We start from the raw sequence: 23,311 nt of genomic DNA, 5'->3' as shown, positions 1-23,311 counted from the left end.
CGATGACGCTCTCCGAACTCTGTATCCGCCGGCCGGTCATGACGACGCTGATCACGGCGTCGATCATCGCGTTCGGCATTTTCGGCTTCCGCCTGCTGCCGGTCTCGGCGCTGCCGCGGGTCGATTTCCCGACCATTGCCGTCACCGCGACCCTGCCTGGCGCGAGCGCGGACACCATGGCGGCCTCGGTCGCCGGCGTCATCGAGCGCCAGCTCTCGACGGTTGCCGGCATCTCCTCGATGTCGTCGAACTCGTCGCAGGGCATCAGCACCATCACCATCCAGTTCGATCTCAACCGCAACATCGACGCCGCGGCGCTCGACGTGCAGACTGCGCTGACGATTGCGCAGCGCCGGTTACCGGTCGAGATGATCATCCCGCCGAGCTTCCGCAAAGTGAACCCGGCCGATTTCCCTGTTCTGTTCGTCGTGCTCAATTCGTCGACGCTGCCGCTGTCGGCGGTCCACGAATATGGCGACATCACCATCGGCCAGACGCTCTCGCAGATTCCTGGCGTCGCTCAGGTCAGTGTCTACGGCGCGCAGAAGTTCGCCATTCGCGTCCAGGCCGACCCTGAGGCCGCTGCGGCCCGCGGGTTGTCGCTCGAGGACATCAGGACGGCGGTGTCCCGCGCCAATTCCTCGACGCCCGTTGGCACGCTGAACGGGCCGAAGCAGGACGTGGCGCTGCAGGCCTCGGGCCAGATGGACAAGGCGATTGATTATCGCCAGATCGTAGTGGCCTGGCGCAACGGTTCCCCGGTCAAGCTCGACGAGGTCGCGCGGATCTACGACAGCGTCGAGAACGAGCGGATTGCGAGCTGGCTGAATGACGAGCGCGCCATCGTGCTGGGTATTCAGAAGCAGCCGGACGCCAACACCGTGGCGGTGGTCGATTCCATTCTGGCCAAGTTCCCGGTGCTGCGGGCGCAGATCCCGCCATCGGTGTCGATCAACGTGCTGATGGACCGCTCCATTTCCATCCGCCAGGCCGTGGCCGACGTCGAGGAGACGCTGCTGATCGCGATCGCCCTGGTCATCCTGGTGATCTTCCTGTTCCTGCGTTCGGCGTCCGCGACCTTCATTCCGGCGCTGGCGGTTCCAATTTCGCTGTTCGGCACCTGCGCGGTGATGTACGCGCTCGACTATTCCATCAACAACATGACGCTGCTGGCGCTGACGCTTTCGGTCGGCTTCGTGGTCGACGACGCCATCGTCATGCTGGAGAACATCGTCCGCCACATCGAGCATGGCATGCGGCCGTTCGAGGCTGCGCTGAAGGGCGCCCGCGAGATCGGTTTCACCATCATCTCGATCACGTTCTCGCTGATCGCCGTGTTCATTCCGGTGCTGTTGATGGGCGGTATCGTCGGCCGCGTGTTCCGCGAATTCGCCGTCACCGTATCGGTTGCGATCATCGTGTCTGGCTTCGTGTCGCTGACCCTGACGCCGATGCTGTGCGCGCGTGTGCTGCGGGCCCATGACGCGACCAAGCGGCCGAATGTCGTGCTTCGCGTCTTCGAGGCGATGTTCGAATCCTGGCTGCGCGCCTATGAGTGGACGCTCGACTGGGTGCTGGCCCGGAAATTCCTGATGCTGATGGTGACGCTGGCCACTCTGGGCGGCACCGTCTACCTCTACATGATCGTGCCGAAGGGCTTCTTCCCGCAGGAGGACACCGGCTTCCTGATCGGTGTGACCGAAGCCGCCACCGATACTTCCTTCGAGGCGATGAAGGAGCGGCAGCAAGCGCTGGTCGGCGTGCTGAGATCCGACCCCGCGGTGGAGTACATCAACTCCACCGTCGGCGCCGGCGGGCCCAACGCGACGGCGAATTACGGACGTCTGTTCATCGCGCTGAAGCCGAAGAAGGAGCGCGACAACCTCAACACGATCATCGGCCGGCTGCGACTCAAGGCCCGCGATATCCCGGGCATGCAGGCGTTCTTCCAGCCGATCCAGAACCTCAATATCGGCGGCCGGATTTCCAAGAGCCAGTATCAATACGTGATGCAGAGCGGCGACACCGAGTCGCTGTACCGGCTGGCGCCTGAGATGCGCGAGAAGATCGAGAAGCTGCCCGGTCTGCTCGACGTCACCACCGACCTCTACATCAAGAATCCGCAGATGACGGTCGACATCGACCGCGAAAAGGCCGCGGTCTACGGCATCACCGTCGATCAGGTGCGTAACCAACTCTACAACGCCTACGGCTCGCGCCAGGTCGGCACCATCTACATGCCGTCGAATGACTACCAGATCATCCTGGAAGTGCAGCCGCAGTTCCGGGTCGATCCGTCGGATCTCTCCAAGCTCTACATGAAGACCCAGAACAACCAGACCATTCCGCTGTCGGCGGTGGCAAAACTGGTTCCGACGGTCGGTCCGCTGCAGATCAACCACCAGGCCCAACAGCCGGCGGTGACGATCTCCTTCAACCTCGCGCCCGGCAATTCGCTGGGCTACGCAGTCGACAAGATCACCGAGCTCGAGCAGACCTCGAACCTTCCGGCGACCATCGCCACCGGCTTCTCCGGCACCGCGCAAGTGTTCCAGGATTCGCTGCGCGGGCAGGGTGTCCTGATCCTCGCCGCTGTTTTCGCCGCCTTCGTCATCCTCGGCATTCTCTACGAGAGCTTCATCCACCCGATCACCATCATCTCGGGCCTGCCGTCGGCCGGCATCGGCGCGATCCTCACCCTGATGCTGTTCGGGATGGAAATGTCTGTCATTGCGATGATCGGCATCGTGATGCTGGTCGGCATCGTCAAGAAGAACGCCATCATGATGGTGGATTTTGCGCTGGAGCGCCGCCGCGTTGGCCTGAGCGCCGAGCACGCCATTCGCGAGGCAGCGCTGCTGCGCTTCCGCCCGATCATGATGACGACATTTGCCGCGATCTTCGGCACATTGCCGATCGCGCTCGGCGCCGGCGCCGGCGCCGAATTGCGCCAGCCGCTCGGCATCGCCGTCGTCGGTGGTCTCTGCCTGTCGCAGCTGCTGACGCTCTACATCACGCCGGTCGTCTACATCTATCTCGACCGCATCGACCGCCGCCTGCGTCGCAAGCTCGAACCGCAACTGGAAGAAGCGGGCGACGAGCGTCCGCACGTAGTCGCCGCCGAATGATGACGTTTGGACGCGTGATGCGGTCGGCTGCGCGGGGCGTCGCGATGCTAATCGCGCTGGCGTTCATCGTCGGCCCGGCCCGCGCCGACGAGCCAATCGAAATCTTCGACGCCCATATGCACTACAATTGGGAGCCAAAACCCCATTACAGCGTCGATGAAGTGCTGGCGCTGTTCAAAAAACACCGCGTCACCGGCATCCTCGCGACCAGCCGCCCGAACACCGGTACGCATGCGCTGATGGACGCCAAGCCGCAGGGCCTGCAGGTCGTCCCGTTCATCAGGCCCTACCGCGTGCGCGCGGACATCCAGACCTGGTTCGGCGATCCCTTCATTTTCGACCTCGTGCAGGAGGAATTCAAACGCGGCTATTACCGCGGCATCGGCGAATTCCACATCTCGGGCAAGGCGGCCGAAAACGAGTGGGTGAAGAAGACTGTCGATTTCGCTGTTGAGCACGACCTTTACCTGCACGCCCACGCCGATGATGTCGCCGTGGAAATCCTGATGCGCCACAACCCGCGCGCCCGCATCATCTGGGCCCATACCGGCTTCGGCCTGTCGACCGACCGCGTTTCGGAAATGCTGTCAAAATATCCAAAGCTGTGGGGCGAACTGTCCTACCGCGGCGGCATCGTCGACGGCAGCGGCAAGCTGACGGCGGAATGGCGCGCGCTGTTCGAGCGCTATCCGGACCGTTTCCTGCTCGGCTCCGACACCTGGATCAGCGAGCGCTGGCAGAGCTACGGCGACATCATCGCCGGGTATCGGGCGTGGCTCGCGCAGTTGCCGCCGAAGATTGCGGTGCAGATCGCCAATGGCAATGCGAAGGCGCTGTTCGGCAGCGAGCGCTGAGCGCAAGGCGCGAAGGTCGCCTCAATCCGCAAAGCGCGCAGCCAAAAGCTCGCATCCGGCGATATCGTCGAAGCGAAACCCCGAAGTGATCAGACGCACGGTGACGTTCTATGGGGCGCTGATAGGCGCGCTGTGGTTCCAACGCTGTGAGGGCAGGTTTCATCGCCGAAAGTGGCGCAGGAGGTTCCCGGAGGTTTTCTTGGGCCATTGACGGCATCATTATCCGGTTTCTGACAAAGCCCCAGGATTTGGCTGCCGCGCCCAGAATTGCCGTGGAATTACTTTTTTGGAACCGCTCCCTGCCGGTGAAAGTCACGGGCTAAGGAGGCTGAACCTTTCTTCCGTCGTCAAGACCCATAATTGTGTCCGAGCCTGCATGCTGGACAATCCCAGGAACGTCAGCCGCTGGCGAGGCACGGCAAGCATTCCACATCAGCAAACGCAGGAGGAGCACATGCGCAAGTCTCTCGCCGTTTTCCTTTCCAGCGTAGCTCTGACCATTGCGGCGTCGACCGCTCTAGCCGGAGAGCAGGTGCTAGAGTTCAAGCTCATCGTCAAGCCTATCGATGTCAAGGTAACGGAGGCAGCAAACGTCGAAGGACAGACGGTCTTGTCCGGCAAATTTTTTGGCGTCACCGTCTTCAAGGACGGCCGTATCGGGGTGAAAGATTTCGTTCATTCCGCAGACTTGCTCAAAGGCTCGGGACCCTACTACGGCTACAGCACCTACACGTTCGAGGAGGGCTCGATCACGGCGCGTTACACCGGCGCGGTCAAAGACGGCCGGTCAAACGGCGAATATACGATCCTCTCGGGCACGGGTGCCTATGCGAACGCTAAGGGCACGGGCACCATCGAAGGCGCGCCGAATCCGTTCAAGGACGTCAATCTCTTCAACATAAAACTGGTCGTTAGAACGCCCGGCACGTAGCAGGCCTTACACGCAGACGCGCCGCCGTCACTTTGGTGCCGTGAGGCGCGGCTTTGCTCATGCGCATGAGTGCTCAATCCGCGAACTGGCCCGCCGCCTTGATGATCGGCGCCCAGCGATCGACCTCGCTGATCAATTTCGCCTTCAGGGCTTCGGGCGTCGCTTCGTTCTGCGGCACGGGCTCGGTGTTGATGTCGTTGAACCGCTTCACCAGATCGGGGTCGCGCAGCGCTTCCTGCAGTGTCTTGGATAGTTTTTGGACGATGTCGTCGGGCGTGCCCTTGGGTGCATAGATGCCGTGCCACGCGCCGAGCTCAAAGCCTTTCAGGCCGGACTCGTCGGCAGCCGGAAGGTCGGGCATCGACGCCAGCCGCGTCTTCGTGGTGATGGCATAGGCCTTGATCAGCTTCGAGGCGATCGGGCCCGTGGTGTTGGTGGTCTGGTCGCAGGAGAGGTCGATCTGCTTGGCGATCAGATCGTTCATGATGGGGGCATTGCCCTTGTATGGCACGGTGAGAATTTCTTTGCCGATCGCGTTCATGAACAACAAGCCGCAGAGATGCGATGCGGCGCCGAGGCCGGCGTTGCCAAAGGTCATCTTGTCGCCATTGGCCTTGATGTAGGTGACGAGTTCGGCGAGCGCATTGGGCGGCAGGTCGGGACGGCCGATGATCGTCATCGGCGCGTTGGTGACGAGGCCGATCGGCGCGAACGCCGTCTTGGTGTCGTAGGCGAGCTTGCGATAGAGCGTCGCCGCCGTGGAGATGCCGATGTGGTGGATCAGGATCGTGTAGCCGTCCGGTTCGGCGCGCGAGGCGCGCGTCGCCGCGATGGTGCCGCCGGCGCCTGTGGCGTTCTCGACGACAATCGTCTGTCCGAGCAGTTTCGACATCGATTGCGCAGTCACCCGCGCCACCGTGTCGGTGGCGCCCCCGGCGGCGAACGGGACCAGCAGCGTGATCGGCCGGTTCGGATAGTTTTGCGCGAGGCCTGCGGAACTGACCATGGCGAATGCGAGCGCAATGGCGGCTGTCTTCTTCTTTTGCATTAACGCCTCCCTGGGTTCTTGTTCTGATTTGTCTCGCGGGCTTTCTGCCTCACGATCGATCCGTCATGACCGATGACCGGCCGTCACACGTTGGAGCTATGGATCGCCTCCACGACAGCCTCGGTCACATCCTTCGTCGTTGCGGTGCCGCCAACATCGGGCGTCGTGATGCCCGCGCCCGTGACCGTCTCCACCGCGCGCATCAGCCGGGCCGACGCCTCGGCTTCGCCGAGATGATCGAGCATCTGCGATGCCGTCCAGAAGCTCGCAACCGGGTTGGCGATGCCCTTGCCAGTGATATCGAACGCCGAGCCATGGATCGGCTCGAACATCGAAGGGAAGCGCCGCTCGGGATCGATGTTCGCGGTCGGGGCCACACCGAGGCTGCCGGCCAGCGCGCCGGCGAGGTCGGAGAGGATGTCGGCGTGGAGATTGGTCGCCACGATGGTATCTAGACTCTGCGGCTTCAGCGTCATCCGCACCGTCATCGCATCGACCAGCATCTTGTCCCAGGTGACATCTGGGAATTCCTTCGAGACCTCGTCGGCGATCTCGTCCCACATCACCATGCCGTGCCGCTGCGCATTCGATTTTGTAACCACGGTGAGGAATTTTCGCGGGCGCGACTGCGCCAGCTTGAAGGCGTAGCGCATGATGCGCTGGACCCCGACGCGGGTGAAGACGGCGACTTCGGTGCCGACTTCCTCCGGCAGGCCGCGATGCACCCGCCCGCCACAGCCGGCGTATTCGCCTTCGGAATTTTCACGCACGATCACCCAGTCGAGATCGCCGGGGCCGGCATGGCGCAGCGGCGAGGTGATGCCGGGCAGGATCCTGGTCGGCCGGACATTGGCGTATTGGTCAAAGCCCTGGCAGATCGGCAGGCGCAGGCCCCACAGCGTGATGTGATCAGGGACATCGGGTGCGCCGACCGCGCCGAAGTAGATCGCGTCGAATTTCTTCAGCGTGGTGAGCGCATCCGCAGGCATCATCACGCCGTGCTTGCGGTAATAGGCGGAACCCCAATCGAAGGTTTCGACGTTGAATTTCACATCGCCCAGGCGCTTCTGCAGGCTTTCGAGCGCGGTGACGCCGGCGGCGATGACCTCGGGACCGATCCCGTCGGCCGGAATTGCCGCGATTGAATATTCACGCATCGAAATCTTCCTGAACCAGCTTGCAGCGCGAGAGCTTGCGGCCTCGGACGAGGGGAGGCAATTGCCTCGCGTTTATACAAAAAATTGATATAATCGGAAACGGGAGGACCGATGGACCTGCATCACTTGCGCTGCTTCGTGGCGGCGGCCGAGGAATTGCATTTCGGCAGGGCGGCGCAGCGGCTCGACATGCTGCCGTCGGCGCTCGGCCGCTTCATCCGCTTGCTCGAAGACGATCTCGGCACGCGGCTGATGACGCGCACGACGCGAAGCGTCGCGCTGACGGACGATGGCGCCGTGCTGCTGAAGGAAGCGCGAACGTTGCTGGCGCAGGCCGATGCGCTGGCCGGCCGTTTTCGCACGCGCGGCCGCAAACGGGCCGCGATCATTCGCGTCGGCGCCATCGACAGCGCCGCCGCCGGCCTGTTGCCCCGGCTGCTCCATGATTTCCGCAAGCGGCAGCCCGATGTCACCGTGCAACTGGTCGAGGAGAAGACGGTCCGCCTGCTGCCGCGTCTGTTGTCCGGCCGGCTCGACCTCGCCTTCGTGCGCCCGCCGGAGCGGCCCGACAAGCGGCTCGAGTTTCTGTTCCTGTTGCACGAGACCGCCGTCGTCGCGGTCGCCGAGCGTCATCCGCTCGCAACGCGGAGGCGCGTGACCATCGCCGATCTCGAGAACGCGCCGTTGATCGTGCCCGAACGCCGCTCGCGTCCGCACAGCCATGATCTCACCATGAAACTGTTCGCCGAAGCCGGATGCGAGGCGCGCGTCGCCCAGATCGCCGATGAAAAACAGACCATCGTCAATCTGGTTTCCGCAGGATTGGGCGTCGCCATCGTCCCGCGCTGGACCTCGCGCATGGCAACGCGCGGCGTCCGCTTCATCCGCCTTGCAGCCTCCGACATGAACAAGCTGCCGCTGGCCGCCGCCTTCGCGCGGGGAACCCGCGATCCCGTGCGCGACGACGTGCTGGCGATGCTGAAAGCCGACTTGCCGCGCTACGCGCGGGAGGCGTAGAGCGCCAACCGTCATTGCAAGCGCAGCGAAGCAATCCATGTCTCCGCGTGTGGCGCTATGGATTGCTTCGCTGCGCTTGCAATGACGTGGATGGGCCGCGGCGCGCTGGATAGCTCACCTTCGCGGGAAATGATAACCGCATCCGGGCTACAAGATTCTCAGACCGAAAAGCTCGTCCCGCAACCACACGACGCGGTCGCATTCGGATTGACCACGCGGAACGAGGCGCCGATCAGGTCATCCACGAAATCGACTTCGGAGCCGGCGAGGAATGGCACCGAGGCCGGATCGACCAGCACCACCGCGCCCTCGCGCGCGATCACAAGGTCGTCCTCGGCCTTGGCATGGTCGACGTCGAATTTGTACTGGAAGCCGGAGCAGCCGCCGCCCTCGACGGAGATGCGCAGCATGGCGCCGTCGCCTTCGACTTTAAGGATTTCGCCGATACGGCGGGCGGCCCGCTCGCTGACGGTGATGGCAGTAGTCATGGCATGCTCTCCGGCCCGTCATACCCAATTCATTTGGTATGGTGGGCCATACTTGGTATGGCCGGTCAGACATAGTTAAGTGCGTAATCTCGCGGAATCAAATGGATAAGGACTAAAAAATCGTGTCGGTCGGAATGGCTGCCCCCCGTGCGCCTTATGGCTGCGACCCCGATTCCAGCCGCGGCCGGCTGTTTGCGGAGCCGCCGAGCCGAACCCGCAGCCCGTTCCGGCGGGATTGCGACCGGGTGATCCATTCCACCGCCTTCCGCCGGCTCAAGCACAAGACCCAGGTGTTTGTGTTCCACGAGGGTGACCATTACCGCACCCGGCTGACCCATTCGCTGGAAGTGGCGCAGATTGCGCGTGCGCTGGCCCGGCAACTCGGCCTCGACGAGGATCTGACCGAAACGCTGGCGCTGGCCCATGACCTCGGCCATCCCCCGTTCGGCCACGCCGGCGAGCGGGCGCTCGACAAATGCCTCGCCGCCCATGGCGGCTTCGACCACAACGCACAGGCGCTGCGGGTGGTGACCTCGCTGGAGCATCGCTACCCCGAGTTCGACGGGCTGAACCTGACTTGGGAAACGCTGGAGGGCATCGTCAAGCATAACGGCCCGCTGACCGCGCCGGACGGGGCCCCGGCCGGCCCGTACCGCGAAAGCGGGATTCCGGTCGGCATCGCCGATTTCAATCAGAAGTTCGATCTGGAGCTGTGGAGTTACGCCTCGCTGGAGGCACAGGCCGCGGCCTTTGCCGACGATATCGCCTATGACGCCCATGACATCGACGATGGTCTGCGCGCCGGCCTGTTCGGCGTCGATGATTTGAAGGTCATGCCGCTTACGGCCGCGATCATCGCCGAGATCGACCGGCATTATCCCAATCTCGACGACGCCAGGCGCGGCGCGGAACTGGTGCGCGAGCTGATTTCCTACATGATCGGGGCGGTCATGTCGGAGGCGGGCAGGCGGCTTGCGGCGGGGAAGCCGCAATCGGCCCATGACGTCCGTCACCACCATCAGCCGCTGATCGCCTTTCCGCCCGCGGTCGCCGAGGAGGAAGCCGCGATCAAGGCGTTCCTGAAAGTGCATATGTACCGCCACCACCGCGTCATGCGGGTGATGGGCGAGGCGGAAGGGATCCTGTTCGACCTGTTCGCGCGCTACCAGACCTCCCCGGACGACCTGCCGGCGGAATGGGTCGAGGGCACCGAGCGCGAGAGCGAGGGCGAGCGGGCCCGCCGGATCGGCAATTTCATCGCCGGAATGACCGACCGTTTCGCCTTAATCGAGCACCAAAGGCTTTTTGACTCGACCCCGGATTTGCGTTAGGCGGCGGCCATGTCCGACAAGCCAGCTTCACAACATCTGTTTGCCGACGCGCTGGTGCGCGTGCAGGCGATCTGCGCCGCGCTCGCGGCCGAGGGCCAATGGCCCGCCGACATCGATTTCTCCCGCGTCGTGGTCGAGCCGCCGCGCGATGCCAGCCATGGCGACATGGCGACCAATGCCGCAATGGTGCTCGCCAAGGACGCCAAGGCAAAACCGCGCGAACTCGCCGATAAAATCGCGGAAAAATTGCGCGCCGACGATCTGGTGGCTTCCGTCGAGGTCGCCGGGCCCGGCTTCATCAATCTCACTTTGAAGCCCGAGGTCTGGGCGGGCGAACTGCTCACGATGCTGCGCGAAGGCGCGGCTTACGGCAAAAGCGCGGTCGGCCACGGCGCCAAGGTCGATGTCGAATACGTCTCGGCCAATCCGACCGGACCGATGCATGTCGGCCACTGCCGGGGTGCGGTGTTCGGCGACGCGCTGTGCGGTCTGCTTGACTTTGCCGGCTACGACGTCACGCGCGAATATTACATCAACGACGCTGGCGCGCAGGTCGACGTGCTCGCGCGCTCGGCATTCCTGCGCTACCGGGAAGCGCTTGGCGAAATCATCGGCGAGATTCCGGAAGGGCTCTATCCCGGCGATTACCTCGTGCCGGTCGGGCAGGCGCTGGCGGCCGAGCATGGCGACAAGTTGAAGGCGATGCCGGAGGCATCATGGCTGCCAATCGTCCGCAATAAGTCCATCGCCATGATGATGGACATGATCAAGGGTGATCTCGCCGCGCTCAACATCAAGCATGACGTGTTCTTCTCGGAGCGGTCGCTGATCGAGACCGGCAACAACAAGGTCACCGAGACCATCGATTTCCTGCGCGCCAAGGGTGATATCTACGAAGGCCGCCTGCCGCCGCCGAAAGGCAAGCCGGTCGAGGATTACGAGGACCGCATCCAGACGCTGTTCCGCGCCACCGCCTATGGCGATGACGTCGACCGTCCGCTGATCAAGTCGGACGGCTCCTACACCTATTTCGCTGCCGATATCGCCTACCACAAGAACAAGGTCGACCGCGGCTTCCTCGACATAATCAACGTGTTCGGCGCCGATCACGGCGGCTACATCAAGCGCATGCAGGCGGCAGTGAAGGGCATCAGCGGCGGCAAGGCTGCGCTCGACGTCAAGGTTGTGCAACTGGTGCGGCTGCTGCGAGCCGGCGAGCAGGTGCGGATGTCGAAACGCTCCGGCGATTTCGTCACGCTGCGCGAAGTGGTGGACGAGGTCGGCTCGGATGCTGTGCGGTTCATGATGCTGTTCCGCAAGAACGACGCCGTGCTCGATTTCGACCTCGCCAAGGTGCGCGAACAATCGAAGGACAACCCCGTCTTCTACGTCCAGTACGGGCATGCCCGCGGCCATTCGATCTTCAAGAACGCCCGTGAGGTGGTTCCAGAACTGCCGGAGGACGATGCCGCCCGGTCGGCTTGGCTGGGGGACGCCCCGGTGGACCTGCTGACCGATCCGGCCGAACTGGACCTTTTGAAACGGCTGGCGCTGTATCCCAGAATAATCGAGGCTGCGGCGGTGGCACATGAGCCGCACCGAATCGCGTTTTATCTATATGATTTGGCCAGTGAATTTCATGCGTTATGGACGAAAGGGCGGGATTTGCCCTATTTACGCTTCATTATAACTAATGATGCAGAGATCACGAGGGCGCGACTGGCGATGGTTCAGGGCGTCGTCTCGGTTCTGGCATCGGGCTTAGCCGTTCTCGGCGTCCACGCCCCGACCGAGATGCGGTAGGCAGGGGCGAAGGCCTTCACGAATGGGGGTTCGTGGGGTATCTGGCAGGGGCCACGCTCGTCATGGTTTGTTTGACATGGCGAGTTGGCGCTGTCCCGTAGGGGATGCATCATCACGATGGCTAATCGATATCAGGACCGACCTTTTCCCTCCGCCGACGAAGATCGCGGCGAGAGTGATCCGCTTGCCGAGCTCGCAAGGCTGATCGGGCAGAATGATCCGCTCGGGGCCGCGGCCAAACCCGCGCCGCGCCCGCTGCAGTCGCGGGCCAACGTGCGCCCACAGCAATATGATCCGCCGGAAGAGCTGCCCGATGCTCCTCCGAGCCCGCCGGCATGGATGCAGCGCGCGCGCCACGAAACCCCGCTGCCTCCGCCGCCGCTGCCGCAGGAATACAATCAGAAATACGATGACGACCAGAAATACGATGACGAGCCGGAGTACCAGCCGGCGCCGGTGCATCCCTTGCATCGCTACGCAGCCCAGCCGCCACAGGTGCCCGCGTATCAAGCGCCGCCCGCGCAGGACTACGACGAGCAGCCTCAGCAATATGCCGACGAGCCGCAGCAGGACCCGTCGCGCTACGACGATGCGCTGTATGGGCGGTTAGAGACCGGCGAGCACGACTATCAGCGCGATCCGGCCTATCCGGACGATCCCTACGCTTACCAGGGCGAATATGAGGAAGAGCCCGCGCCGAAGAAGCGCTCGAGCGGCCTGGTGACGGTTGCCGCCGTGCTGGCGCTGGCCGTGGTGGGGACGGGGGCTGCCTTTGCCTATCGCACCTTTGTCGGGTCGCCCCGCTCGGGCGAGCCGCCGATCATCAGGGCCGACAACAGCCCGACCAAGGTGGTGCCGGCGCAGTCCGACGCAAGTGCCGCCAAGAACCCTGACCGCATGCTGTCAGGCGATGGCGGCGAGAGGCTGGTGTCGCGCGAAGAGACGCCCGTCGACGTCAATTCCCGCTCGGGGGCACCCCGCGTGGTGTTTCCGCCGTTGAACCAGAACGCCAACCCGCCGCCGGCCTCAAGTGTATCGCCGTCGGCGCCGATGCCTGCCGCCACCGGTACGATGCCGAACAACGAGCCGCGCAGGATCAAGACGCTCGCCGTCAAGGGCGACGCCGCTGACAATGGCGGCATCCCGGCAGGCGCCAGCGCGCCGCCGCCGAAGCCGCCGACGCGAAGCGTTGCTGCCCCGGCCGCGGCTCCCGCTGCCCCGCCGGCGCGTAACCCGGCTTCCGCCAATGCCAGCGCCAACACGCCGATGTCGCTCGCGCCTCAGGCGTCCGAATCGGAGTCGTCAACCCGCGTGGCTGCGACCAACCCCACGCAAACCGCGCCGGCTGCAGCTTCCGAGGGTGGGGGCAGTTTTCTGGTATCGGTGACGTCGCAGGACAGCGAATCCGCGGCCAGGGAGTCGTTCCGCGCGGCGCAGGGCAAGTATGCGTCCGTGCTCGGTTCCCGTTCGCCTGTCATCAGGCGGGTGGATCTGGCTGATGGGAAGACCAAGTATCGCGCCATGGTCGGCCCGTACCGCACGCGGCAGGAGGCCGTGCAGTTCTGCACCGAGCTGAAGTCTGCCGGCGGGCAGTGCTTTATCCCGTAGAATTATCTCCGGTTTCCTTGACCGCGGAGCCGTGAGGGGCCTAATCGGCCCCCATGAGCAGCCGCGCATTCATCACAGGCGTATCGGGACTGGAACTCAGCGCCACGGAGCGCGAGTTCATCCGTGCCGAGCGCCCATGGGGCTTCATCCTGTTCAAACGCAATGTCGAGACGCCAAGTCAAGTATCTGACCTCGTTGGCGAATTGCGGGATTGTGTAGGCGAGGCGGATGCCCCGGTGCTGATCGACCAGGAGGGCGGGCGGGTGGCCCGGCTGGGGCCGCCGCATTGGCCGGTCTATCCGCCCGGCGCCGCCTTCGGGGCGCTGTACGACCTCGACAAGGCGCTGGGGCTGAAGGCTGCGCGGCTCAGCTCGCGCCTGATCGCGGCCGACCTGATCGACCTCGGCGTCACCGTCGACTGCCTACCGCTGGCGGATGTCCCGGTGGCCGGGGCCGACGCCGTGATCGGCAACCGGGCCTATGGAACCGAGCCGGGCAAGGTCGCAGCAATCGCCCGCGCTGTTACCGAGGGGTTGGAGCAGGGTGGCGTCCTGCCCGTCCTGAAGCACATTCCCGGCCATGGACGGGCCACTGCGGATAGCCATTTGAGGCTCCCGACCGTTGATACGTCGCGAGAAGAGCTGGATCGGACCGATTTCGCCGCCTTTCAACCGCTGGCGGACCTGCCGATGGCCATGACCGCACATGTTGTGTTTAGCGCATTAGACCCCGCCCAACCGGCGACGACTTCTGCGACAATCATCCGGCAGGTGATTCGCGGCGTAATTGGGTTCCAAGGCTTGTTGATGAGTGATGACGTGTCCATGAATGCATTGGCGGGATCGATCGCCGAGCGGACCCGCGCCATCGTCAACGCCGGCTGCGACATGGTCCTGCATTGCAACGGCAAGCTCGACGAGATGCGCGATGTGGCGCGCGAGACGCCGGAGCTGGCGGGCGAAGCGCTGGATCGAGCCACTCGGGCGCTGGCCTCGCGAAAACAGCCTGAGCCCTTCGACCGGCAGGCGGCACGGGCTGAACTGGAAGCGTTGACGGATCGGGTAGGAACGGCATGACCGCGGAAATTCTATCGTTTGAAACCGGACGGCCCGCCGAAATCCCCGACGGCGAGGCGGCGCTGGTTGTCGACGTGGAGGGGTATGAGGGCCCGCTCGACCTGCTGCTGACGCTGGCGCGGCAGCAGAAAGTCGATCTCGCCAAGATTTCGATTCTGGCGCTGGCCGATCAGTATCTGACGTTCATCGAGGCCGCGCGAAAGATCCGCCTCGAACTCGCGGCCGACTACCTCGTGATGGCCGCCTGGCTGGCATACCTGAAATCGCGCCTGCTGCTGCCCGAACCGCCGACGCCGGACGGACCGAGCGCGGAGGAAATGGCGACCGCGCTCGCCAACCGGCTGCGGCGGCTCGAGGCCATCCGCGAAGCCGCCAACCGGCTGATGAACCGGCCGCAGTTCCAGCGCGATATCTTTCCGCGCGGTAATCCGGAATCGATCGCCGAAATCAAGCATCCCAAATTCACCGCCACGCTGTTCGACCTGCTCACGGCCTATGCCGTGCAGCGTCAGCAGCGCGTGCTGGCGACGGTGCATCTGGCCAAGCGCACGGTGTGGTCGCTGGCTGAAGCGCGCGCCTCGCTGGAGCGGCTGGTCGGCATGACCGAAGCCGAAGACTGGAGCTGCCTCGACGATTACCTGCTCAGCTACGTGGTCGATCCCTCGCAGCGGGCGACGGTGTTCGCGTCGAGCTTCGCTGCAGCACTCGAACTGGTGCGCGAAGGCGAGATGGAATTGAACCAGAAAGAGGCGTTCGCGCCGCTGTATTTTCGTAAGCGTCCGCCGCAGGCAGCGATGCCCGCGCCGGATATGACGGTCGAGTAGTGGAAGGAGACCTAGCCATGGCAAGCCTGGCGGAAAAACGCATGGAAGATGCCGAGGATCATCCCATCGACCAGAACACCGAAGTTGAGGCGCGGCCCGAGGAATTGCGGCTTCTCGAAGCGCTGCTGTTTGCCTCTGCCGAGCCGATCGATCAGGCGGCGCTTGCCAAGCGCATGCCCGATGGCGTCGACGTCAAGGCAGCGCTGGCGCAACTGCAGGCGGAATATGCCCCGCGCGGCGTCAATCTGGTGCGCGTCGCCAACAAATGGACGTTTCGCACCGCGGGCGATCTGTCGTGGCTGATGACGCGCGAAAGCACGGAGACGCGGCGCCTGTCGCGGGCGGCGATCGAGGTGCTCGCGATCATCGCCTATCACCAGCCGGTGACGCGTGCCGAGATCGAGGATATCCGCGGCGTGATCACATCCAAGGGAACACTCGACGTGCTCCTGGAAACCGGCTGGATCCGCCCCCGTGGCCGCCGCAAGACGCCGGGCCGGCCGCTGACCTTCGGCACAACGGAAGCGTTCCTGTCGCAGTTCAGCCTGGAAGCGCTCGGCGACCTGCCGGGCCTGGAAGAGCTAAAGGGGACGGGGCTACTGGATTCGCGGCTGCCTTCCGGCTTCAGCGTTCCGACGCCGTCGGACGACGCGGCACTGCGTGAGGACGAGGATCCGCTCGACGCCGGCGATACTCTGGAACTCCTGCTGGCACCGGCCGCCGAGCCCGAAGAGAGCGGTGGAGCTGGTTCTGAAGGCTCAACCGGCTAGCCCCGCAAGCGGGGTTAATGATAGCCATAATCCGTAGCCGCGACAGCGATTTGCCGCGGCAGGGGTCCTTGTTTTTGACACCTCTCGGGCCTACCTTCCGCCAAAGCTTGGCCGGAAACCGGCCGTCTCTTTTGGAGGGTTGCAGGATGGGTTCGCTTAGCATTTGGCACTGGATCGTCGTGATCGCAGTGGTCCTGCTGTTGTTCGGCCGTGGCAAGATTTCCGACCTGATGGGTGATGTTGCAAATGGCATCAAGGCCTTCAAGAAGGGCATGCAGGACGACGAGAAGGCGCCCGAAAAGCCGGCCGAGCCGGTGAAGACCATCGATCACAATGCGACGCCGGCGCCGACGGCGGCACGGACGGATGTCGGCAGCAAGGCTGTCTGAACCCAGGCATCTTGAACCAGGCGTCGGTTGAAAGCCGGTTTGAGAAAAGGCGCGGGCGTCCCCAAATCTTGCTAGATAGGGATTTGGGCGCGGACGTCTCGTGCGAGCGGAAGAATTCATGTTCGACATCGGGTGGAGTGAACTGGTCGTCATCGCGGTTGTCGCGCTGATTGCCATCGGCCCGAAAGAGCTGCCGGGCGTGTTGCGCATGGTCGGGCAATGGATGGGCAAGGCGCGCAAGATGGCGTCCGAATTCCAGGGCCAGTTCCAGGAGGCCATGCGGGAGGCCGAAATGGCCGACCTCAAGAAGAGCTTTGACGAGGTCAAGGACGTGGCGACAGGCCTCTCCCCCGCCAACGTCATGACCTCGCTGCAGAAGGACGTCAGCGACGCCCTGCAGATCGGCGACATCGACAAGCCCGCCACCGCTCCCAACGATGCCCAGGTGGCGTCCGCGATCGGCGAACCCGTTACCCCGACCACGCCGGCCGCACCGACGCCGGAGACCTTCGCCGAAGCCGAGGCGCATGCGGCGGCGTCCGAGCCGCTGGCGATCACGCGTGAAGTTCAGGCGGCGGCGCAGGATATCGCGCCGGCGGCGCCTGACGTTCTCAAGGACGCCAAAGCGTCATGACCATCGAGGACATCGAGGCCAGCAAGGCGCCGTTGATGGATCATTTGATCGAGCTGCGCTCGCGGCTGATCAAGGCGCTGTTGGCCTTCGGCATAGCGTTCATCTTCTGCTTCTTCTTCGCCAAGCAGATCTACAACGTGCTGGTCTGGCCGTTCGTCTGGGTCGCGGGCGCCGAAAATTCGAAATTCATCTACACCGCGCTGTTGGAATATTTCCTGACCCAGTTGAAGCTGGCGATGTTCGGCGCTGCCTTCATCTCGTTCCCGATCGTTGCCGGGCAGATCTACATGTTCGTGGCGCCCGGCCTCTACAAGCACGAGCGCGGCGCGTTCCTGCCTTACCTGGTCGCCACGCCGTTCTTTTTCCTGCTCGGCTCGCTCCTGGTTTACTTCATCGTGCTGCCGATGCTGGTGCGGTTCTCGCTCGGCATGCAACAGATGGGCGGCGACGAAACCGCGCAGATCCAGTTGTTGCCGAAGGTCGGCGAGTATCTGTCGCTAATGATGTCGCTGATCTTCGCCTTCGGCATCGCATTCCAGCTGCCGGTGATCCTGACGCTTTTGGGGAGGATCGGCATCGTCACCTCGCAGATGCTTCGCGAGAAGCGGCGCTATTTCATCGTCATCGCCTTCGTGATCGCCGCCGTCCTGACGCCGCCCGACGTGATCAGCCAAGCCTCGCTCGCGATACCGCTGCTGCTGCTCTACGAGGGCGCCATCGTTGCCGTCCGCATGGTGGAAAAGAAGGCCGCGGCCGCGCAGGCCTCGACCACGCCTCCGCCCGCCAGCCCGCCCCCGGAAGCCAATCCGGCCGAGTAGGGGCGCTTCCGCCGCGTTTTCCCTATCATTGCGCCGTGCTGCCTGTGATTCGTCATGCCCGGGCTTGACCCGGGCATCCGCGACTTGGTCTAAGGCACCAAAGACGTGGATGGCCGGGACAAGCCCGGCCATGACGCAGGAATTGTGGCCATGCACGACATCAAATCGATCCGCGACAACCCCCAGGCGTTCGACGCCGGACTGAAGCGCCGCGGGCTGGCGCCATTGTCGGCTACGCTGCTGGCGATCGACGAAAAACGCCGTGCGGCGATCCTGGCGTCCGAGCAGGCGCAGGCGCGGCGCAATTCGGCGTCGAAGGAAATCGGCGAGGCCAAGAAGGCCAAGGACGACGCGCGCGCCAACAGACTGATGTCGGAAGTCGCCGAGCTCAAGACTACGATGCCGGAGCTTGAGCTTGCTGCGAAGACCGCGGATGAGGAACTGGCGAAAGAACTGGCCGCGATTCCGAACCTGCCGCTCGACGACGTGCCCGAAGGCGCAGACGAGCACGGCAATGTGCAGCGTCACGTCTACGGCAAGATCCGCAACTACGCCTTTACGACGAAGCCGCATGATGATCTCGGCGGCGCGCTCGGCTACATGGATTTCGAAGCGGCCGCGAAATTATCCGGCGCGCGCTTCGTGGTGCTGAAGAAGGGGCTGGCGCGGCTGGAGCGCGCAATCGGTCAGTTCATGCTCGATCTCCACACCGGCGAGCATGGTTACACCGAGATCAACCCGCCGCTATTGGTGCGCAACGACGTGATGTTCGGCACGGGCCAATTGCCGAAATTCGAGGACGACCAGTTCTGGGCCATCAAGGGCGAATTGCTTGTGGCGCCCGACGAGCGGTTGAAGACCGAGCGTCTCGGGCTCATTCCCACCGCTGAAGTCTCGCTGACCAACCTCGTCCGCGAATCCATTGTCGACGAAAAAGAACTGCCGATGCGGCTGACCGCGCTGACGCCGTGCTTCCGCGCGGAAGCGGGTGCGGCGGGCCGCGATACCCGCGGCATGATCCGGCAGCATCAATTTACAAAGGTCGAGCTGGTCTCGATCGCAACCCCCGAGACCAGCCGTGACGAGCATGAGCGTATGTTGTCCTGCGCCGAGGAAGTGCTCAAACGGCTCGATCTGCACTACCGCGTGATGACGTTGTGCTCCGGCGACATGGGTTTCTCCGCGCAAAAGACCTACGACATCGAGGTCTGGATGCCCGGGCAGGGCGAGGGCGGCGCTTACCGCGAAATTTCGAGCTGCTCGGTGTGCGGCGACTTCCAGGCGCGCCGCATGGACGCGCGCTCGCGTGGGCCCGACGGCAAGCCGCGTTTCGTTCATACGCTGAACGGCTCCGGCACGGCGGTCGGCCGCGCGCTGATTGCGGTCATGGAAACCTATCAGCAGGAAAACGGCGCGATCGCGGTGCCCGACGTGTTGCAGCCCTATATGGGCGGGCTCAAGACCATCGAGCGGGACAAATAGCGCAAGGCAAAATGGCATTGCATCGCGACATCTTTTGGATCGGGAGGCAATGGGCTGTTACCGGCCACGGGATGCAGTTGATCGACCAGCGGTTGATGGGCGCCTTCGATATCGAAGTGGCGCGCCTGTGGGACGACGATCTGATTGCGCGCACGCGTGCCAAGGAGTGGCTCAACGCTGCGGATTTCGACAAGGGGCTGGCGGTTGCGCGAACGCGACATCCGCATCTGCAGGCCGGATCGATGTCGGTGGTCGCCCCGCAGGTGCCGGCGACCGAGCCGATCGCGCCGCCGCCGGCTGCGAAGCCGGAAGTGCCGAAGTTTGAAGCGCCGAAGCTTGAACGGCCCGCTCCCGTGCAGCCCTCGCATCCAGCAGAACCGCAAGTGCTTGAGAGCCCGCCGCCCGTTGCCATCGAGCCGCCAAAGCAGGAATCGCCGGACCTGCAGATGAAAATCGATGGCGGCGCCAGATTCGCGCGCCCTTGGCGGGTCTGGATGAAGAAAACATGAGGAAATCGGCCGGTTTGCCTCAGCCGCGATAGCCGGATAAGACGACGCCCAAAGGCAAGCGCCTGCCCCGACCTGAACCAGAAGGCATTTTGACGGATGCGAATTCTCTGCACCAACGACGACGGCATTCATGCGCCGGGGTTGAAGATCGTCGAGGAAATCGCCCGCGCGCTGTCCGACGACGTCTGGATCGTGGCGCCGGAGCTCGATCAGTCCGGCGTCTCGCATTCGTTGTCGCTGAACGATCCCTTGCGGCTGCGCGAAGTCGGTCCGCGCCATTTCGCGGTGCGGGGCACGCCGACCGATTGCGTGATCATGGGCTCGCGCCACATCCTCGGCGAGAAGATGCCGGATCTGGTGCTGTCCGGCGTCAACAAGGGCCGCAACGTCGCCGAGGACGTGGTCTATTCCGGCACCATCGCCGGCGCCCTTGAAGGCACGATCCTGGGAATCCCGTCGTTTGCGCTGAGCCAGGAATTTTCCATCGAGACCCGTCACGCGCCGCTGTGGGACACCGCGCTGAAACTCGGCCCCGATATCCTGCGCAAGGTGATCGATGCGGGCGTGCCGAAAAATACTGTGATCAACGTCAACTTTCCCCGCCTGCACGCCCGACCAGGTCAAGGGCGTGCGCGTGACGCGTCAAGGCAAGCGCAACCTCGGCTTCCTCAAAGTCGACAAGCGCCACGATGGCCGCGGCAATCCCTATTTCTGGATCGGCTTCGAGCGCGCGGCGATGATGGACACGCCGGCCGAAGGCACCGATCTGGCCGCACTTGCGGCGCGCTACGTATCGGTCACGCCGCTGCGGCTCGATCGGACCGATGAGGTGTTCTCGGAAGAATTGACGACGACGTTGAAGTAGGCTCGCCGAGGCGCGCAACGGCAATCCGGTTAAACGATCGGCAAGGACGGCGCATCGTCCTTTCCCCAAACGTTGAAGGTTGCTTCCCATTTGGCGATTTCGTCGCCCCGCATGGTGAGGAGTTCGATCCCGCGGCCTTCCATTTGGCGCCCGTCCAATCCGTCCTCCCATTCAGCATCCCAATGGCAAACGATGACGTTACCTGACACGGCGCGCAACTGTTTCTGCAACCGGTAATTCTTTTGGCGTGCGAACCGTGCCCTCAGAAATGCTTCGAGCGGTGCCCTGCCATGTGTTTCGGGAAAGTCAGCAAATCGGACTACGACATCCGAAGCGAAGGTTTTCATGACTTCTGAAATATCGCCTGTGTTTAGCAACCGCTGGGCACGCGAAAGCACGGCTTCAGCGTCGCCAAACGTAAGTTCTCTAATAGCTCGATCTGCCGCCATATCGTACTCCTGAAGTGCGACCTACACGGCCGCGTGACAGATCGAGCGTGAGATATTCATGCGACAGATTCTGTCAGTAGTGATGTCAGGCCGGATCCGGAAGGCCTTCAATTTCGCGCCATTCCTTGATCAGGGCTCGGCGCCGTCGCGGATATCTTTCCCCCACCTCGGCGAACCCAACGATCCGGTCGGTCCGGAAATGACGGTAGCTCTCGCGAAGTTCACACCAGGCGGCGAGTAATCGAATGCGTGCGCAGAACGTGATTGAAATCGGCCATATTCGCCGGTCGGTGGCAGCGCCATCTCTGTCGTGGTAGGCGATCCGGACCTTTTGCTCGGTTCGGATGGCGTTCCGAAGGGGTGCCAGATTCATGCGATCGACCATGGCTGGTACGATAGGGCCTGCGAAAAGTCCTGACGCATCGACCTCGTTGCTCTGGCCGCCGGCAACACGGCGGTGATCTTTGCGAATGCGTCGTGCGCAGCCTTCGCCAAGGCAGGGTCGGCGGCCCGCGCCACCATGCTCGAACCAAGCATCAGCGCCTCGATCTCGTCACGGGAGAACATCAGCGGCGGCAGGGTAAAGCCGGGTCGGAGTACATAGCCGATCCCGGCTCCGCCTTCGATCGGCGCGCCTTGCGCGATCAGCGTTTGCATGTCGCGATAAATGGTGCGCAGCGAAACATCGAGTTCATCGGCAAGTCGCGCTCCACTCACCGGGCGGCGGTATCGCCGCAGTGTCTGGATCAAGTCGAGCAGCCTTGCTGTTCGTGACATGCAAGCATCTCTTGTCATTCCGGTGTTCGCCGGGACACGATAGCCGTTATGCGGCCTAAACCGGCGCGCTCTTCATCGTAGCGGCGATCACCTGCGCCAGCGTTTCCAGCTGGAACGGCTTCTGCAGTGCGGGGCGGTCGCGATATTCCTGGGGCAGGCCGGAGGAGCCGTAGCCGGTCGCAAAGATAAACGGGAGGTTGCGCGCCGTGATAAGCTCGGCGACCGGCGTGATCACCTTGCCGTTGACGTTGACGTCGAGAATGGCGAGATCGAATTCGGTCGATTGCACCAGCTTGACCGCTTCGCCGATTTCGCCGGCCTCGGCAGCTACGCTGTGGCCCAGCTCTTCCAGCATGTCAGCGACCATCATCCGGATCATCACCTCGTCTTCGACGAGGAAAACAGAACAGCCCACCGGCCGTGTCGCTATCATGAGGGGAATCCTTGCCCTTCCAAGGCTTTGAGGTTCGCAAAAAACACCCCTTGGCGCAACGTCGACATGAACCGGCACGCATTTAAGCAAAGACTCCGGCTGTGGATTTGCCGTGCCCTAACGCCGGGGGCGCAACAACAGTTCCGGTAGCCGGAACCGAAATCTTGAGGAAATTCTTCCTTAAGTGCGCGGACGCTATTACATCTCGGCAGGGCCTGAGCCCGCCGCGAGACCGCAATGTCGCAAGAACCGCCCGAGAAGATGATGTTTCAGCTCACCCTGCGGCGGCGGGGGATCAGCGACCAGGCGGTACTGCGCGCCATGGAAGAGGTGCCGCGGGAGGTTTTCGTGGCGGCTGGCGACCGCGGTCACGCCTATCGCGACAGCGCGCTCGGCATCGCCTGCGGGCAGACCATCAGCCAGCCCTTCGTGGTGGCCTACATGACCGAGCAGTTGCAGCTGCGGAAGGACCATAAGGTGCTCGAGATCGGTACCGGCTCCGGCTATCAGGCCGCGGTGCTGTCGCGGCTGTGCGCGCATGTCCTGACCATCGAGCGCTATCGGACGCTGGCGGACACGGCCCGCGACCGGCTCGAAGCGCTCGGCTATTTCAATATCGAGGTGATGTATGGCGACGGCTTCGACATTCCGCCGGGCGCCGGCGATTTCGATCGCATCATCGTCACCGCCGCGATGGAGCAAATCCCCGATACCCTGCAGCGGCGGCTTGAGCCCGGCGGCATCCTGATCGCACCGGTCGGCCCGCATCACGGCACCCAGACGCTGGTCAGGGTGACCAGGAAAGATAGCGGTTTCGAGCGCAAGGAATTGGTCGATGTCCGCTTCGTCCCGGCGCTGCCGGGAATTGCGCGCGAGCTGTAGAATCCCGGATTGGCGGTTCCCGCCAACATCTTATTCCA

The 23,311-nt window shown here is 63.5% G+C and carries 21 protein-coding genes and 2 pseudogenes; 17 read left to right on the top strand and 6 right to left on the bottom strand.

Annotated features, from left to right (window positions below; translation table 11 throughout):
- Window positions 1-2 precede the first annotated feature (2 nt).
- The 3 genes from V1286_RS16480 (at window position 3) to V1286_RS16470 (ending at window position 4,913) form a co-directional block, all read left to right on the top strand.
- On the top strand, window positions 3-3,128 hold the full coding sequence (locus tag V1286_RS16480; protein ID WP_334481005.1) for an efflux RND transporter permease subunit: 3,126 nt from the start codon (window positions 3-5) through the stop codon (window positions 3,126-3,128).
- Window positions 3,129-3,145: 17 nt separating this feature from the next.
- Complete coding sequence (locus tag V1286_RS16475; RefSeq protein WP_334481003.1) at window positions 3,146-3,982, top strand: amidohydrolase family protein; 837 nt, start codon at window positions 3,146-3,148, stop codon at window positions 3,980-3,982.
- 376 nt (window positions 3,983-4,358) lie between these two features.
- Window positions 4,359-4,913: a hypothetical protein gene (locus V1286_RS16470; protein WP_334481001.1), complete on the top strand. Its 555-nt coding sequence runs from the start codon at window positions 4,359-4,361 to the stop codon at window positions 4,911-4,913.
- 73 nt (window positions 4,914-4,986) lie between these two features.
- Here V1286_RS16470 and V1286_RS16465 read toward each other — a convergent pair whose 3' ends face one another.
- Entirely contained in the window at window positions 4,987-5,961 is a 975-nt protein-coding gene (locus tag V1286_RS16465; protein WP_417021150.1) for a tripartite tricarboxylate transporter substrate binding protein BugD, read from the bottom strand.
- Window positions 5,962-6,044: 83 nt separating this feature from the next.
- Window positions 6,045-7,118, bottom strand: coding sequence for a tartrate dehydrogenase (locus V1286_RS16460; protein ID WP_334481000.1), 1,074 nt, complete (start codon window positions 7,116-7,118; stop codon window positions 6,045-6,047).
- A 111-nt stretch (window positions 7,119-7,229) separates the two neighbouring features.
- Here V1286_RS16460 and V1286_RS16455 point away from each other — a divergent pair, with 111 nt between their 5' ends.
- The gene (locus tag V1286_RS16455) at window positions 7,230-8,135 is read left to right on the top strand and encodes a LysR family transcriptional regulator (protein WP_334480999.1); all 906 of its coding nucleotides are present in this window, start codon (window positions 7,230-7,232) and stop codon (window positions 8,133-8,135) included.
- Between the two features lie 158 nt (window positions 8,136-8,293).
- Here V1286_RS16455 and erpA read toward each other — a convergent pair whose 3' ends face one another.
- Entirely contained in the window at window positions 8,294-8,623 is a 330-nt protein-coding gene (gene erpA / locus V1286_RS16450) for an iron-sulfur cluster insertion protein ErpA (RefSeq protein ID WP_108515995.1), read from the bottom strand.
- 122 nt (window positions 8,624-8,745) lie between these two features.
- Here erpA and V1286_RS16445 point away from each other — a divergent pair, with 122 nt between their 5' ends.
- The 12 genes and pseudogenes from V1286_RS16445 to surE all read left to right on the top strand — a co-directional run bounded on the left by V1286_RS16445 (window position 8,746) and on the right by surE (window position 20,732).
- Window positions 8,746-9,954, top strand: a complete 1,209-nt coding sequence (locus V1286_RS16445) for a deoxyguanosinetriphosphate triphosphohydrolase (protein WP_334480997.1) — start codon at window positions 8,746-8,748, stop codon at window positions 9,952-9,954.
- Window positions 9,955-9,963: 9 nt separating this feature from the next.
- Window positions 9,964-11,757 carry an arginine--tRNA ligase gene (argS, locus tag V1286_RS16440; protein WP_334480996.1) on the top strand — a complete coding sequence of 598 codons (1,794 nt, stop codon included), beginning with the start codon at window positions 9,964-9,966 and terminating at the stop codon, window positions 11,755-11,757.
- 117 nt (window positions 11,758-11,874) lie between these two features.
- A complete protein-coding gene (locus tag V1286_RS16435) occupies window positions 11,875-13,365 on the top strand; it encodes an SPOR domain-containing protein (RefSeq protein WP_334480994.1) in 1,491 nt (496 codons plus the stop codon).
- A 53-nt stretch (window positions 13,366-13,418) separates the two neighbouring features.
- Complete coding sequence (gene nagZ, locus V1286_RS16430; RefSeq protein WP_334480992.1) at window positions 13,419-14,441, top strand: beta-N-acetylhexosaminidase; 1,023 nt, start codon at window positions 13,419-13,421, stop codon at window positions 14,439-14,441.
- A complete protein-coding gene (locus V1286_RS16425; RefSeq protein ID WP_334480990.1) occupies window positions 14,438-15,265 on the top strand; it encodes a segregation and condensation protein A in 828 nt (275 codons plus the stop codon). The genes nagZ and V1286_RS16425 overlap by 4 nt, the downstream gene beginning before the upstream one ends.
- Window positions 15,266-15,282: 17 nt before the next feature.
- The gene (gene scpB / locus V1286_RS16420) at window positions 15,283-16,035 is read left to right on the top strand and encodes an SMC-Scp complex subunit ScpB (protein ID WP_334480988.1); all 753 of its coding nucleotides are present in this window, start codon (window positions 15,283-15,285) and stop codon (window positions 16,033-16,035) included.
- Between the two features lie 146 nt (window positions 16,036-16,181).
- Window positions 16,182-16,424: a twin-arginine translocase TatA/TatE family subunit gene (locus tag V1286_RS16415; RefSeq protein WP_057854630.1), complete on the top strand. Its 243-nt coding sequence runs from the start codon at window positions 16,182-16,184 to the stop codon at window positions 16,422-16,424.
- Window positions 16,425-16,542: 118 nt separating this feature from the next.
- Window positions 16,543-17,058, top strand: a complete 516-nt coding sequence (tatB, locus tag V1286_RS16410; RefSeq protein ID WP_334480985.1) for a Sec-independent protein translocase protein TatB — start codon at window positions 16,543-16,545, stop codon at window positions 17,056-17,058.
- Window positions 17,055-17,876 (top strand): twin-arginine translocase subunit TatC, encoded by an 822-nt coding sequence (gene tatC / locus V1286_RS16405; RefSeq protein ID WP_334480984.1) that lies wholly within the window; start codon window positions 17,055-17,057, stop codon window positions 17,874-17,876. The genes tatB and tatC overlap by 4 nt, the downstream gene beginning before the upstream one ends.
- A gap of 150 nt (window positions 17,877-18,026) precedes the next feature.
- Complete coding sequence (gene serS / locus V1286_RS16400; RefSeq protein ID WP_334480982.1) at window positions 18,027-19,358, top strand: serine--tRNA ligase; 1,332 nt, start codon at window positions 18,027-18,029, stop codon at window positions 19,356-19,358.
- A gap of 11 nt (window positions 19,359-19,369) precedes the next feature.
- Window positions 19,370-19,867 carry a hypothetical protein gene (locus tag V1286_RS38935; protein WP_417021149.1) on the top strand — a complete coding sequence of 166 codons (498 nt, stop codon included), beginning with the start codon at window positions 19,370-19,372 and terminating at the stop codon, window positions 19,865-19,867.
- Window positions 19,868-19,963: 96 nt separating this feature from the next.
- Window positions 19,964-20,732: pseudogene (surE, locus tag V1286_RS16390) on the top strand (5'/3'-nucleotidase SurE).
- A gap of 29 nt (window positions 20,733-20,761) precedes the next feature.
- On the opposite strand, the gene V1286_RS16385 reads toward surE, so the two are convergent.
- The 3 genes and pseudogenes from V1286_RS16385 to V1286_RS16375 all read right to left on the bottom strand — a co-directional run bounded on the left by V1286_RS16385 (window position 20,762) and on the right by V1286_RS16375 (window position 22,391).
- Window positions 20,762-21,181, bottom strand: a complete 420-nt coding sequence (locus tag V1286_RS16385; protein WP_334480981.1) for a nuclear transport factor 2 family protein — start codon at window positions 21,179-21,181, stop codon at window positions 20,762-20,764.
- An 85-nt stretch (window positions 21,182-21,266) separates the two neighbouring features.
- A pseudogene (locus V1286_RS16380) lies at window positions 21,267-21,958 on the bottom strand (helix-turn-helix transcriptional regulator).
- Between the two features lie 55 nt (window positions 21,959-22,013).
- The gene (locus V1286_RS16375) at window positions 22,014-22,391 is read right to left on the bottom strand and encodes a response regulator (RefSeq protein ID WP_334480979.1); all 378 of its coding nucleotides are present in this window, start codon (window positions 22,389-22,391) and stop codon (window positions 22,014-22,016) included.
- 237 nt (window positions 22,392-22,628) lie between these two features.
- On the opposite strand from V1286_RS16375, the gene V1286_RS16370 reads away from it, so the two are divergent.
- Window positions 22,629-23,273 carry a protein-L-isoaspartate(D-aspartate) O-methyltransferase gene (locus V1286_RS16370; protein WP_417021148.1) on the top strand — a complete coding sequence of 215 codons (645 nt, stop codon included), beginning with the start codon at window positions 22,629-22,631 and terminating at the stop codon, window positions 23,271-23,273.
- The last annotated feature ends 38 nt before the right edge of the window (window positions 23,274-23,311 follow it).

This window comes from Bradyrhizobium algeriense (assembly GCF_036924595.1).
GTDB lineage: Bacteria > Pseudomonadota > Alphaproteobacteria > Rhizobiales > Xanthobacteraceae > Bradyrhizobium > Bradyrhizobium algeriense.
The sequence above is the reverse complement of the archived record's forward strand: the minus strand, read 5'-3'. Positions and strand labels throughout refer to the sequence as shown.